At 47.3% G+C, this 13,340-nt stretch carries 12 protein-coding genes; 1 reads left to right on the forward strand and 11 read right to left on the reverse strand.

Features of this window, described 5'->3' with window-relative positions:
• The first annotated feature begins 17 nt into the window (after positions 1 to 17).
• A complete protein-coding gene (locus ACRC6Q_RS18060; RefSeq protein ID WP_223642879.1) occupies positions 18 to 446 on the forward strand; it encodes an NUDIX hydrolase in 429 nt (142 codons plus the stop codon).
• A gap of 73 nt (positions 447 to 519) precedes the next feature.
• Here the strand turns inward: ACRC6Q_RS18060 and ACRC6Q_RS18065 are convergent, their stop codons facing one another.
• From ACRC6Q_RS18065 to ACRC6Q_RS18115, 11 genes are all read right to left on the reverse strand, one after another.
• Complete coding sequence (locus ACRC6Q_RS18065; RefSeq protein WP_431467183.1) at positions 520 to 1,434, reverse strand: diacylglycerol kinase; 915 nt, start codon at positions 1,432 to 1,434, stop codon at positions 520 to 522.
• A gap of 114 nt (positions 1,435 to 1,548) precedes the next feature.
• Positions 1,549 to 2,109, reverse strand: a complete 561-nt coding sequence (locus tag ACRC6Q_RS18070) for a thioredoxin family protein (protein WP_223642883.1) — start codon at positions 2,107 to 2,109, stop codon at positions 1,549 to 1,551.
• 361 nt (positions 2,110 to 2,470) lie between these two features.
• Positions 2,471 to 3,901 carry an Asp-tRNA(Asn)/Glu-tRNA(Gln) amidotransferase subunit GatB gene (gatB, locus tag ACRC6Q_RS18075; RefSeq protein WP_298833341.1) on the reverse strand — a complete coding sequence of 477 codons (1,431 nt, stop codon included), beginning with the start codon at positions 3,899 to 3,901 and terminating at the stop codon, positions 2,471 to 2,473.
• Positions 3,898 to 5,367: an Asp-tRNA(Asn)/Glu-tRNA(Gln) amidotransferase subunit GatA gene (gatA, locus tag ACRC6Q_RS18080; protein ID WP_223642887.1), complete on the reverse strand. Its 1,470-nt coding sequence runs from the start codon at positions 5,365 to 5,367 to the stop codon at positions 3,898 to 3,900. The genes gatB and gatA overlap by 4 nt, the downstream gene beginning before the upstream one ends.
• 19 nt (positions 5,368 to 5,386) lie before the next feature.
• On the reverse strand, positions 5,387 to 5,677 hold the full coding sequence (gene gatC, locus ACRC6Q_RS18085) for an Asp-tRNA(Asn)/Glu-tRNA(Gln) amidotransferase subunit GatC (RefSeq protein ID WP_431467184.1): 291 nt from the start codon (positions 5,675 to 5,677) through the stop codon (positions 5,387 to 5,389).
• A gap of 101 nt (positions 5,678 to 5,778) precedes the next feature.
• Positions 5,779 to 6,909 (reverse strand): CamS family sex pheromone protein, encoded by a 1,131-nt coding sequence (locus tag ACRC6Q_RS18090; protein ID WP_223642891.1) that lies wholly within the window; start codon positions 6,907 to 6,909, stop codon positions 5,779 to 5,781.
• A 12-nt stretch (positions 6,910 to 6,921) separates the two neighbouring features.
• Positions 6,922 to 8,928: an NAD-dependent DNA ligase LigA gene (gene ligA, locus ACRC6Q_RS18095; RefSeq protein ID WP_223642893.1), complete on the reverse strand. Its 2,007-nt coding sequence runs from the start codon at positions 8,926 to 8,928 to the stop codon at positions 6,922 to 6,924.
• Between the two features lie 15 nt (positions 8,929 to 8,943).
• Positions 8,944 to 11,157: a DNA helicase PcrA gene (pcrA, locus tag ACRC6Q_RS18100; RefSeq protein WP_431467185.1), complete on the reverse strand. Its 2,214-nt coding sequence runs from the start codon at positions 11,155 to 11,157 to the stop codon at positions 8,944 to 8,946.
• 40 nt (positions 11,158 to 11,197) lie between these two features.
• Positions 11,198 to 11,890, reverse strand: coding sequence for a heptaprenylglyceryl phosphate synthase (locus ACRC6Q_RS18105; protein WP_431467186.1), 693 nt, complete (start codon positions 11,888 to 11,890; stop codon positions 11,198 to 11,200).
• Positions 11,891 to 11,965: 75 nt separating this feature from the next.
• A complete protein-coding gene (locus tag ACRC6Q_RS18110; protein WP_223642899.1) occupies positions 11,966 to 12,286 on the reverse strand; it encodes a YerC/YecD family TrpR-related protein in 321 nt (106 codons plus the stop codon).
• Positions 12,287 to 12,318: 32 nt separating this feature from the next.
• On the reverse strand, positions 12,319 to 13,338 hold the full coding sequence (locus ACRC6Q_RS18115; RefSeq protein WP_431467187.1) for a DUF3048 domain-containing protein: 1,020 nt from the start codon (positions 13,336 to 13,338) through the stop codon (positions 12,319 to 12,321).
• Between the last annotated feature and the right edge of the window lie 2 nt (positions 13,339 to 13,340).

A 13,340-nucleotide genomic window follows, 5' to 3' on the forward strand; every position in this document is an offset into this window, starting at 1 on the left:
AAAAAGGGTGAGACATCATGAGAACAAAGCGGAAAGTATTTGCGTATATCACAAGAGGCGATGAGGAAAATCGTGAATTGCTTGTATTCGAGTACAAAGGAGAACCGGAAGTCGGCTTGCAAGTGCCTGGCGGTACCATCGAAGATGGTGAACTATTGATCGATGCCTTGTACAGAGAAGTCAAAGAAGAAACCGGATTGCCTCGGGAGGTTCTTGACTTTGTCGGGAAAATCCATAAGTATACCTACTATCCTGAACACCAGGACAAAGCGTATGAACGGAACATCTTTCAATTTGAGTATACAGGTGAACCCATCGATCAATTTGAACATACCATCAAAAGCCACGGGCGAGACAATGGCATGACGCTTCTGTTCCGCTGGGAACCGATCAAAGACCTGCCACAGCTTGCAGCTGAACAGGACAAAGCAATTGAACTTCTCTAAATGATTCATTAAGCCAGTTGATCGCTGGAATATAAAAAGCTGGAAAATGGGGTGTTCTCCATTTTCCAGCTTTTTATTTGCGGTCGTTTTCTTTTAAAGAATCGATCGGGACATACATTTCAATATGGCCGGCCAAGTTCTCGAATACAGCCGGCAGCACGCCGCCATATTCTCCGTCCAGATTCAACAGCACGCGCTCTTTTGTCGTCACTGTAATTTTACTGGCTTTGACATAAATCACATGAGGATCCGATAAATGCTCTCCGCGCAATGCCAAGGAAGCAACTCGGATAAACTCCGCCATATTAAGCTCTTTTAAAATCAGTAAGGTGAATTTCCCATCATTGATGCTGGCATCCGGAGCCAATTTTTCGAAGCCTCCGACAGAGTTGGTCAATCCGATCAAGAACATCATGGCACTGTCATCGAAAATCTGGCCATCGTATTCAATCCGGACACGGGAAGAGCGGATCGAAGGCAGCATCTCGATCCCTTTCAAATAATACGCCATTTGCCCGAGGACTGTCTTCAATTTGCTTGGTACTTCGTAAGTCAGCTCTGTCAGTCTTCCGCCACCTGCGATATTGATGAAATAGCGGTCGTCGTTCATCAAACCGATATCCACTGGGATTGAATCTCCTTTAAGGATGATATCCACAGCTTTGGTGATATCGCGGGGAATATGAACAGCACGAGCGAAATCATTGGTCGTCCCCATTGGAATAAGGCCGACTTTTGGCCGGACCTCAAATTTAGCGATTCCCGAGACGACTTCATTTAACGTACCGTCTCCACCGACTGCAATCACCAGATCAAAATTTCGTTCTACAGCAGCTTTCGCAGCCTGTATCGCATCGCCTTCACAGGTTGTCGCATGGCAGGACGTTTCATAGCCTGCCTTCTCCATTTTTTCCAAAACTTCGGGCAGGTGCTTTCGGAACAGCTCACGGCCGGAAGTTGGATTGTATATAATACGTGCACGTTTCATCAGATTCAGCCTTTCTGGACTTTCTGTTAAAGGTAAGACAGGGCAAATTCACGGATTTGTTCCGGTGATTCCAAGCAAATTGCCGGCCAGTTCTTTATGGTTAACAAATCCACTTTATTTTAATGCGGTTTTAAAAGCCTGGCGCAGATCATCATAGACAATTTCCCAGAACTTCTCGTTATAGACAAAACCATCCGAAATTTCACCGATTACTGTTTTCATGTGAAGGTCGTATTGCGGGTCATCCTTCTCAGGAAGAACCGACTTTTTCTCATCGACGAATTCCTGTACTTTGGGTGCTCTCGGTCCCCAGTCACCAAGGACATTGCCGTCTTCTGAAAGAAAGATATATTTAGGGATTGAACGTCCGTCATTGGTCAAATAACGGTCCATCAATTCCAGGTTTTCATCGCGGTAGACGCAATGAACCTCCAAATCGGCTGCATCCGCAATCTTACGCAAAATAGCGTTATTCATCATGGCATCTCCGCACCAGTCTTCAGTGATGACCAATATGTGAGGTTTCTTGTCTTTCAGTAAAGCCATGAAATCCGGATCTTCCGGCAATTCAAACTTTTCGTATACACTGTATGACTTTTGCTGATTCGACTCCATTTGAGCCATATAGCTCTCCAATGTAATGCCTTTTTCGAAATACTCCTGTTCGGTCATCATCTAATCACTTCTCCTTTATCTTGCTTATTGGCTAACCCGCCAAAATAATCGGTTGAATCATTTTTTCAAACAATGGTGGATTATAAATGCCATTGCTCGAATGTCTCTTTATTACCAGTTTACTGTTCTGCAGCACAGTCTTCAAGGCTGAGATGCAGAAACAGCGATTTGCGTTGGTCTTCGCTCTAAAAAATATCCTCGATTTAAGGACGACTACAATTCCGGTTAGTTCCTATTACTATGATTAGACTACAAGAATGGATTTCTGCAGAGGCAATGTCCCCCAGAGCATCCGATGCGGAGGCCATCAAAAAAAGGATGGCCTCTAATGGACCACCCTTTTACCTATCAAAAGCATTTCTTATCTTTTTGCAATTTCTGCAAGAAGGATTTTATTGAGCAATGGCGGATTTGCCTGCCCTTTTGTCTGCTTCATGATCTGCCCGACAAGGAAACCGATTGCGCGGTCTTTGCCGTTTTTAAAGTCTTCGATCGATTGCGGGTTGCTATCGAGTGCGGTTGTAACGAATTCACGCAATGTGTTTTCATCCGAAATCTGAACGAGCCCTTTCGCTTTGACGATATTGTTTGCGTCGCCGCCTTTTTCAATCAACTCTTTGAAGACTTTTTTAGCGATTTTAGATGAGATCGTACCATCAGAAATTAGTTTGATCATACCAGCCAAACCTTCAGGTGTCAGTTCCGTATCTTCCAGTTCTTTTTGCTCAGCATTCAAGTAAGCCGATACTTCTCCCATCAACCAGTTGGAAGCCAGTTTAGCGTCAGCACCAGCAGCGACTGTCGCTTCAAAGAAATCAGATATCGGTTTCGCCAATGTCAGGACCATAGCGTCGTATGGAGACATGCCAAGTTCCGAAACATAGCGGGCTTTCCGGGCATCCGGCAATTCTGGAATTTCAGCACGGACACGTTCTAACCAAGCATCGTCAATGACAATGTCGACAAGATCCGGTTCCGGGAAATAACGGTAATCGTCGGATCCTTCTTTGATGCGCATCAACAAAGTTTTTCCTGTCGATTCGTCATAGCGGCGGGTTTCCTGTCCGATAAATCCACCTGAAAGCAGGACCTGCTCCTGGCGAACCTGTTCGTGCTCGATGCCCTTACGGACGAAGTTGAATGAATTCAAGTTCTTCAGTTCTGTTTTCGTACCGAATTCATCCTGGCCGAATGGGCGAAGAGAGATGTTTGCGTCGCAGCGCAATGAACCTTCTTCCATGCGCACATCCGAAACGCCAGTGTACTGGATGATCGCTTTGATTTTTTCCAGGAAGGCATAAGCTTCATCAGCTGTACGCATATCCGGTTCAGAAACGATTTCGATCAATGGAGTGCCTTGGCGGTTAAAGTCAACCAGTGAATGGCCATTGCCGGTATGCGTCAATTTCCCAGCGTCTTCTTCCATGTGAAGGCGCGTGATGCCGATGCGCTTCTTCTCGCCTTTCACTTCAATTTCAATCCATCCATGCTCGCCGATCGGCTGATCAAATTGTGAAATCTGATAAGCTTTCGGATTGTCCGGATAGAAATAGTTTTTGCGGTCGAATTTAGTATGGCGGGTAATTTCGCAATTTAATGCAAGTGCCGCTTTCATTGCCCAATCCACTGCGCGCTTATTGACTACCGGCAACACGCCCGGATAGCCAAGATCGACGACATTGGTGTTGGTGTTCGGTTCAGCGCCAAAATGTGCAGGTGCTGGAGAAAACATTTTCGACTCTGTTTTTAATTCGACGTGGACTTCAAGCCCGATGATTGTTTCAAAATTCATTGTGCTGCTCCCTCCCAGGTTTGAGGAGTTTTTTTATGGAAATCGGTCGCTTGTTCAAATACGTCAGCAACACGGTATACCGTTTCTTCGTCAAAATATTTCCCGATGATCTGCAGACCCAATGGCAAACCGTCAGCGAATCCGCAAGGGATTGAAATCGCAGGTACGCCAGCCAGGTTTACTGGAATCGTTAAAATATCGTTGGCATACATTGTCAATGGATCGTCGATGATTTCGCCGATTTTGAATGCCGGTGTCGGCGTCGTAGGGCCGATGATAACATCGTATTTTTCAAAAGCATCATCAAAGTCTTTTTTGATCAAGGTGCGGACTTTTTGTGCTTTTTTGTAATAAGCATCGTAATAGCCTGAGCTCAATGCGTATGTGCCAAGCATGATGCGGCGCTTGACTTCATCGCCAAATCCTTCAGACCGGGTATTCATGTAAAATTCAAGCAGATTTCCTGCCTTTTCAGTGCGGTAGCCATAACGGATTCCGTCAAAACGGGAAAGGTTGGAAGACGCTTCAGAAGAAGCCAATAAATAATAAGTGGCCAAGGCGTATTTCGAATGAGGAAGCGAAATTTCTTCACAGATTGCGCCTCGCTCTTCAAGTACTTTCAAAGCATCAAGCGCGGCTTGTTTTGCCGCTTCGCCGACACCTTCACCAAAATACTCTTTTGGAACACCGATCCGCAGTCCAGTGATGTCGCCTGTCAAAGCAGCAGCGAAATCTGGAACTTCTACATTGGCGGATGTTGAATCCTTGTCGTCATGACCGGAAATGGCATTCAACAATAACGCATTGTCTTTAACAGTTCTTGTAATCGGACCAATCTGATCAAGAGAAGAAGCGTAAGCGATCAGACCGAAACGGGAAACCCGTCCGTAAGTTGGCTTCATGCCGACCACGCCGCAGAAAGCTGCAGGCTGGCGAATCGATCCGCCTGTATCCGAGCCCAATGTGAAAGGCACTTCGCCTGCTGCAACAGCAGCAGCAGAGCCGCCTGAAGAACCGCCTGGAACCGTTTCAAGATTCCATGGATTTTTGGTTTTCTTATAGTATGAGTTTTCGTTGGAAGAACCCATTGCGAATTCATCCATATTCAATTTCCCGACTGTCACCATTCCGGCTTCCTTCAATTTCTCCACAACAGTTGCATTGTAGATCGGGTTGAATCCTTCAAGGATACGGCTGGAAGCGGTCGTTTCCAAACCTTCTGTTACGATATTGTCTTTTACGCCGATCGGCAAACCAAATAACGGTCCGCGTTCAGCAAAAGGCACTCGATCCATTTCTTCGGCCTGCTGTGTTGCGCGTTCTTTGTTCAATGCAAGAAACGCATCCACTTTCGGCTCGAGGGCTTCAATGCGGTCAAATGCTTTTTGGGTCATTTCAGCAATCGTCGTTTCTTTCGTATGTATCATTTCCTGCAATTCTGCAGCTGTCTTTTCCACCAATGACATCAATGGTTCCTCCTTCCGGTTACTCTAAGATTGTTGGGACTTTCACTTGTCCGCCTTCATGTTCTTTAACGTTTTTCAAGACCAATTCACGGTCCAATCCAGGGATGGATTTGTCTTCACGCAAGACGTTGACCATCTGCAGGACATGAGTGGTCGGTTCAACATTATCTGTATCCAACTCATTCAGCAATTCCATTGCATTTGTGATTGCTTCCAATTGATCTGCGAAATGTTCCGCTTCTTCGTTAGTAATTGCCAATCTCGCCAAATGGGCGACTTCAATCACTTCTTCTTTTGTCATTTTAGCCATTTTTCTACACCTCCGGATTCAGTAAACATACGCTATATCATACCATTTTTCTAAAAAAATGAATAGGGACAGCCGCATGGCCATCCCCGTTTTCATGCAAATTATTCGTAAATGTGAACAAACGGTTCGGTTTCCCCGGCTTTTCTCAAAACTAATGCTTCAGGACCGTTGGTCGATGTTAAGCTGACTTCCACTAACACATTTTCAGGAAAATGCTCCATCACCAGACCCGTTACGTATTGTGTAAAGCCGATTACCTCAGCTGCACCATAGAATTGGATTGGAATTTCAATCTTCAATTCCTTTAATTGATTTTCCTGATAAAACCCTGTGCCGATAACACTGGTGAAATTGGAAAAATAGACTTCGACATCCTGTTTGAAATTGCGGAATGCTGTATCGATGTCCCGGTAGCGCTCATCTGCGCCGGAAGTCGGAAACAGGACATACGCCTCGTTGACTGCAGTCCAATTGGCTACAGCCTCATCGCCGCCAGGTACTGCGCCGTACGAGAAGTAGGTTCCTGGCACCATTGCATTAGCGGAATTTTGTTTGAAAAGGCCCACTACAATCGGTACATCCGCAAGACCTTCTTTGTCACGCAGACGTTTCACGATTTCATCGGCCATACGCTGGCCCTCTTTTTCGATTTGCGCTTGAGGAATTTCTTGTTCATAGGAAATTCCATCTTCTGAGCTGTAATACACCGAATTCAATGCCAGGCCAATCGAGATGCCGCCGAGCCGTATGGTCTCCTCATCGGTCTTCACTAAATAATTCTGTTCAATGACATGCGCCAATATTTCAGCAGGCGGCCGTTCGCCAGCCTTTTTTTGTTCTGCTGAACGGCTGTCTGCGGGATTCAAGCCTGTTGGATTATCTTTGCTGGCCCGCTGCAGCCAGGAAGTCACGTCTTCATCAGTGATTTTTTGCCCTTCCTGGAAATAATAATCATCAGGCGAAAATTGCTTCTGCGACAAACGCAATAAACCATTTTCCGTTTCTGTAATATCGTAGCGGGAGTTCAGGCGATTGACGATTTTCCCTCTTGTGGCGCTTTCCTTATATGGCAGAAGTGTACGGTAAAACTGATCATCCAACTGCATGCTCGGAATGATTGCCGTCTCTACTTCTTCTTTCTCATTTATCACTTCCGTTTCCTCATCAGTCCCGGAAGGAACACATCCCGTTAACAGCAGCAAGCTGATCGGAATCCACCATATGCGTTTCATGTTAAAATCCCCTTATTTGTTCAATTCCGCAACGAGACGTTCTTCGTCCCATATATCCACCTTCAACTCGAGCGCCTTATCGAGCTTAGATCCCGCTTCTTCGCCGGCAATCAGCAAATCGGTTTTTTTGCTGACACTTCCCGACAGTTTGCCGCCAAGCGCTTCGATCTGTGCACTCGCTTCCTGCCGGGTCATTTGTTCCAACTTGCCGGTCAGGACGATTTTTTTGCCTGCGAATGCGTTCGCTCCCGCTTCAACGCGGACCCGTGTGCCGGTGTATGTTAAATTGACGCCAGTCTCGCGCAAACGTTCCATCAATGCACGAACTTCTTCATTGTCTAAATAAGTGACAATGGAATCAGCCATTTTTTCGCCGATTTCGTGGATTTCAACCAGTTCTTCTTTTGTTGCTTCCATCAACCGCTCCATAGTGCCGAAATGCTCGGATAAAATCCGTGCACCTCTTTCACCCACATGGCGGATGCCGAGGCCAAACAACAATTTCTCCATCGAATTGCTTCTCGAGGCATCGATTGCTGCAACCAGATTTGAGGCGGATTTTTCCCCCATACGATCCAGTTCCAGCAACTGTTCTTTTGTCAGTCTATAAATATCGGAAATGTCCTTGATCAGGCCTTCCCGGTATAATTGCTCGATTACTTTCTCCCCAAGGCCATCAATATTCATCGCATTCCGGGAGACAAAATGGATCAGCCCCTCCGTGATTTGCGCAGGGCATTGCGGATTGACACATCGAAGGGCCACTTCCCCTTCAATGCGGACAAGCTCACTGTCACAGGCCGGACAATTTGTAGGCATTTCAAAAGGAAGCTCGTCTCCTGTCCGCTGCTCGATAATGGCCGACACCACTTCCGGAATGATATCTCCCGCTTTGCGAATAATGACTTTATCGCCGATCCGGATATCCTTTTCCCGAATCAGATCTTCATTATGCAGAGAAGCCCGTTGGACGGTCGTCCCCGCCACCGAAACCGGATCCAGTATAGCAGTCGGCGTCACGACGCCTGTCCGTCCGACACTCAATTCGATATCACGAACGGTCGTCATCACTTCTTCTGCCGGGAATTTATAAGCCGTGGCCCATTTCGGGCTTTTCGCTGTAAATCCAAGATCCTGCTGATGAAGGAAGCGATTGACTTTGATGACGATGCCATCAATTTCATAAGAGAGCTTGGTCCGATTTTCCGTCCATTTCTCGATATAAGCCAGCACTTCTTCCACACTTGTACACACCTGGCGTTCCTGATTGGTCTTAAATCCAAGATCTGCCAGGTAGCTGAGCGATTGATCATGTTCAGACAAGCTGTACGTCTCTCCGTCTCCGCCGATTCCATAGATGAAAACATCCAGGTTGCGGCTCGCCGCGATTTTCGGGTCCAGTTGGCGTAATGATCCAGCCGCTGCATTGCGCGGATTGGCGAACAGCTCTTCGCCGCGCTCCCCCCGCTGTTCATTCAAGGCGTGGAAGGATCCTTTTGGCATGAAGACTTCGCCGCGCACTTCCAGTGTGACCGGCTGCTTTAATTTCAGCGGAATCGCACGGATGGTCCGCAGATTGACGGTGATGTCTTCACCGATACGGCCGTCCCCGCGGGTTGCACCCTTGACGAATTTGCCGTCCTCATACATGAGCGACACCGCAAGGCCGTCAATTTTCAGCTCACAGACATATTCGATGCTGTCTCCTGCGCCACTGCGCACCCGTTTGTCGAATTCGCGCAGATCCTCTTCGCCGAAAACATTCGATAAACTGAGCATCGGCCGTTCATGCGTCACTTTATCGAAGTTGGCAATCGGGGTTCCACCAACGCGTTGGGTCGGTGAATCCGGAAAAACCAAATCGGGGTATAGGGTTTCCAGGTCAATCAATTCGTTTAATAATTGATCGTAAACAGCGTCCGGAACTGCCGGCTTATCCAGTACGTAATAAGCATGGCCATAGTTTCGAAGCAGTTCGTTCAATTCAGTTACACGTTCTTCCGCTTTTATGCGATCCATAAGGTTTCCTCCCGATTACACTTTTTCAATCGGCGCAAATTTGGCTAATAGCCGCTTGATGCCGACAGGGCTTGGGAAAGCAATATCAAGTTCGGTTTCTTCACCTTCGCCTTTGACGCTGACGACTGTTCCCGTTCCCCATTTTTTATGCGTTGCTTTATCGCCGGTCTTCCAGCCGAGCTTGTCTCCACCTGATTGTTTGTAGCCAGGGCGCGTCACAGCCGCCCGTTTAGGTGCCTGTTTGTAGCTTGTTACTGCTCCGGCACGGTGATGCGCCGTCGTCAGTTCGATCAAGTCTTCGGAAATCTCAGAGATGAAACGGGACGGCATATTGTAGTTGCTCTTTCCGAACAATGTGCGGGAAGAGGCGTGCGTCAAGTACAGACGTTTTTCCGCGCGCGTGATGCCGACATAAGCCAGCCGCCGCTCTTCTTCCAATTCTTCGTCGTCGTTATTGGAGCGCGAATGCGGAAAGACGTTTTCTTCCAGACCGATGATGAAGACCACTGGGAACTCCAAACCTTTTGCAGCATGCATCGTCATTAAAATAATCGGACCGTCTGCATCTTCTTCGTCATCCAGGGAGTCAATATCCGAAATCAAAGCCAAATCCGTCAGGAACGCAACCAGCGACTTGTCATCGCTCTGCTTTTCAAACGCTTTCGTCACAGACAGGAATTCTTCCAGGTTTTCAAGGCGGCTTTCGCCTTCAATCGTTTTATCGATTTGCAGCATCTGGCGGTAGCCTGATTTCTTCAAGACTTCCTCCACCAATTCCGTCACCGACAAATACTCCTGCATTTGCGTAAAGCTGTCGATCATCGTACGGAATTCAAGGGCTGTCTGTGCTGTTTTGGGGGTCAATCCCATAAAGTCAGCTTCCTGGAGCGCATCCATGATGGTACGATCCTGCTCAATCGCAAAACGCGCCATCTTCTCGAAAGAAGTCGCTCCGATTCCGCGCTTCGGTTCATTGATGACACGCGCCAGTGACAAATCGTCGTCATTATTGGCGATTAAACGCAAATACGCCAACAGATCCTTGATTTCTTTACGATCATAGAACTTTGTTCCGCCGACGATGGTATAGGACATATTCGATTTGACGAACATTTCCTCCATAATCCGGGATTGCGCGTTGGTGCGGTAAAGGATCGCAAAATCCGAAGTCTTGTAATTCTCTTCATCCATTAGCCTTTGGATGGTCTGTACAACAAATTGGGCTTCCTGCCGCTCATCCCCCGCTTTATGCAAGGTGATAGCCGGCCCTTCGTCATTATCGGTACGCAGCTCTTTCGGATAGCGGCTGGTATTTTTCTGGATGACGTCATTTGCCGCCTGCAGGATGCGCTTGGTTGAGCGGTAATTCTGCTCGAGCATGATCACTTTGGCGTTCGGATAATCCTTTTCGAATGACAGGATGTTGGTGATGTCCGCGCCGCGCCAGCGATAAATCGACTGATCCGAATCGCCTACCACGCAGATGTTCTTGAACTTACTTGCCAATTTCTGGACCAGCTGGTATTGGGCATTGTTGGTATCCTGGTATTCATCCACGTGGATATAATGGAATTTGTTCTGGTAATACTCAAGTACTTCAGGAACCGTATTGAATAGATTCAAGGTCGTCATGATCAAATCATCAAAATCAAGTGACTGGTTTTTCTTAAGCCGTTTCTCATAGGCAAAGTAGACATCGGAAATGGTCTTTTCATATGGATTGAATTGATTCATATCCGCTGCAAACTGCGTGGCATCGATGCATTCATTTTTTGCCGATGAAATGGCGTTCAGCATGGTCCGTGGTTCATATTTTTTCGGATCCAGGTTTTGCTGCTTCAACACATTTTTGATGACCGTCAGTTGGTCGGTCGTATCCAATATGGAGAAACTCTTCGACATGCCCAGCCGGTCGATGTCGCGCCGCAAAATCCGTACGCACATCGAGTGGAAAGTCGAAGCCCACATGCGCTGCCCTGTTCCGTGGCCCAGCAATCCGTCAATCCGGTTGCGCATTTCACGTGCTGCTTTATTGGTGAAGGTAATCGCCAGGATATTGGATGGATAGACCTGTTTTTCCAGCACTAAATAAGCGATCCGATGCGTCAGCACCCGTGTTTTCCCGGATCCTGCACCGGCCATGATCAATAGGGGCCCTTCCGTCGTTTTGACCGCTTCTGCTTGTTCAGGATTCATCCCGTTCAGTAAATTCTTCGTTATCAATTCCATTGTGCACCACCTCGAACATTCGTTCTTATTAGTATAGCGACTAATCAGCCGTTTCCGCAACTGCCTCTACGGTTTCAATCGCTTTTTCGATATTTTCATAAATGATATTGCCGACGACAATGGTATCTGCGGCAGCCAATGCCGCCTTTGCCTTATCGGCCGAATCGATTCCGCCTCCGTAAAACAACCGGGTTTCGTCAAGGACTTTTTTGACTTTCCCTGCCAACTCCATATCGCCGAACATGCCGCTGTACTCCAGATAAAAAATGGGAAGCCGGAAAAAATGTTCGGCCATGCGGGCGTAAGCCAGTACGTCCTCCACCGTCAAATCCGTTTTCGCTCCAGTCAGCTTGGCGGCTTTGCAATCGGCATTCAAAATGCAATAGCCTTCGGGAATCAATTCATCCCAGTCCAGGATCTCGCCATATTCCCGGAGGGCTTCATGATGGAGGCCTTTGATCCATCGGGGATCATCGCTGTTAAGGACCGTCGGGATAAAGTAATAGTCAAATCCCAACGCTACCGAATCGATGGTGGATACTTCCATCACCACCGGCAAAGCATAGCTCTGCACACGCTCCGTTAAATGAAGGACATTGTCGAGTGTGACATTATCGCTGCCGCCAATCAAGATGGCATCAGTCCCGGATCTGCAAATTCGTTCCAAATGTCCATCCGTGATTTCTTTTGCCGGATCTAATTTAAAGACATGCCGCCATGTGTTGAAATCCATCTCGTTTCACCCAACTTTGCATCAATTATCATCAATTTATTATAACAAAAAAACCGAACAGAGTCGGTTCTCTGTTCAGTCTTTTGGAAGTTCAAACGGTTTTTCATCGGGATACAGGCGCGCCAGCATTTCATCATAGCCGTCATTGCCGTAGTTGAGGCAGCGGCGGACACGGGAAATGGTCGCAGTGCTCGCACCGGTTTCATTTTTAATTTTTTCGTATGTTTTCTTCATACGAAGCATATGGGCAACTTCCAAACGCTGTGACAGCGATTGGATTTCACTGATTGTGCATAAATCGTCGAAAAAGCGATAGGCTTCTTCCTTATCTTTCAAAGCCAAAACAGCTTCAATCAATTGATCTGTCTGGTGGCCTCTGATTTTATCAACTTGCATGCAGCTTCATCATCCTTTCATTGCTCTGATCATCAAGGCGTATAGCTGACGGATTCTGCTATACCGGGCGCAGCCGGGACAATATGAATCCACGTTTTTCCTGGTGCCAGCTTCACCGGCTCCCCATCTGCTGTCGGCACAGGCATTCCGCCTGCCGAACTCCAGTCTATTTCACGAACGCCGCCCCCCTGGAAAAGAAGGGCATTCCCACCGTTCGCCAAATCAATTGACTGACGGCCTTCGGAATCGACAGTTCGGTGTTTCGCTTCAAAAACCAGAACATTTGAGACTTCGACTGTTTCCAGGGTCTCTTTATCGGTTGTCGGTACGCCGCCGGACGATCGGCTGTAAAGATGTGTCTCACTGCCATATGTATACTCACTGAAAAACAGCTCATTTGTCCCGTACTCCACTCTAACCGAAAGAGCCTGTTCCTTAAGTTTAGCATCTTCCACGGAGTCATAGAAATAATAAGGTGATTTTCCGCTGTATTCAGTCGCAGCCTGCGTCATTTCCATAGCTGTTCCGATGTTTTCCAAGGAGATATAGGAATTATGGGGAGCGACACGATCGCTCGAGCGCTGAAACAGCGTGCCGTCATGCTGAATGCCGTTGATATGATCGACGATTCCCGCTTCCAGCATTACCCGGGCTTCCGGACTGTAGCCATGAGCCACAAAAAAAGCATCAGAGGCTGCAGCAAGTTCAACAAAGTAATCGCGCGCGCTGCGGATCGGTCCGATTGTTTCTGGAAAATCCCTTTGATAAAGGGCCAAAAATCGGGTGACATCGTATTCAGCTATCATTTCAAAGACCATGTCTGCGTCGGTAAGCCCTGTTTGCGGCCGTGCATCCGGATGGTTATTGATGACTGCCATGACAGTTCGGCGGTTCGCTGGAGGAACAGCCTCTTCACCTGTATATGGCGAATGGGTCAAAATTTCGTCCGGCGATGGCGGCTCGTCAGGATTTTCTTTTATGATCAGCCAAAAGCCTGCGGCGAATGCCGCAAGCACAAGTAAAACGCCTAAGCTTAAAGCCCAATTTTTCATTT

This window comes from Planococcus sp. SE5232 (assembly GCF_050686535.1).
Classification (GTDB): Bacteria; Bacillota; Bacilli; order Bacillales_A; family Planococcaceae; genus Planococcus.

Coding starts and splice junctions, on each gene's coding strand:
- ACRC6Q_RS18060 (WP_223642879.1), top strand. CDS start 18: ATGAGAACAAAGCGGAAAGTATTTGCGTATATCACAAGAGGCGATGAG.
- ACRC6Q_RS18065 (WP_431467183.1), bottom strand. CDS start 1,434: ATGAAACGTGCACGTATTATATACAATCCAACTTCCGGCCGTGAGCTG.
- ACRC6Q_RS18070 (WP_223642883.1), bottom strand. CDS start 2,109: ATGATGACCGAACAGGAGTATTTCGAAAAAGGCATTACATTGGAGAGC.
- gatB (WP_298833341.1), bottom strand. CDS start 3,901: ATGAATTTTGAAACAATCATCGGGCTTGAAGTCCACGTCGAATTAAAA.
- gatA (WP_223642887.1), bottom strand. CDS start 5,367: ATGTCATTGGTGGAAAAGACAGCTGCAGAATTGCAGGAAATGATACAT.
- gatC (WP_431467184.1), bottom strand. CDS start 5,677: ATGGCTAAAATGACAAAAGAAGAAGTGATTGAAGTCGCCCATTTGGCG.
- ACRC6Q_RS18090 (WP_223642891.1), bottom strand. CDS start 6,909: ATGAAACGCATATGGTGGATTCCGATCAGCTTGCTGCTGTTAACGGGA.
- ligA (WP_223642893.1), bottom strand. CDS start 8,928: ATGGATCGCATAAAAGCGGAAGAACGTGTAACTGAATTGAACGAACTG.
- pcrA (WP_431467185.1), bottom strand. CDS start 11,157: ATGGAATTGATAACGAAGAATTTACTGAACGGGATGAATCCTGAACAA.
- ACRC6Q_RS18105 (WP_431467186.1), bottom strand. CDS start 11,890: ATGGATTTCAACACATGGCGGCATGTCTTTAAATTAGATCCGGCAAAA.
- ACRC6Q_RS18110 (WP_223642899.1), bottom strand. CDS start 12,286: ATGCAAGTTGATAAAATCAGAGGCCACCAGACAGATCAATTGATTGAA.
- ACRC6Q_RS18115 (WP_431467187.1), bottom strand. CDS start 13,338: ATGAAAAATTGGGCTTTAAGCTTAGGCGTTTTACTTGTGCTTGCGGCA.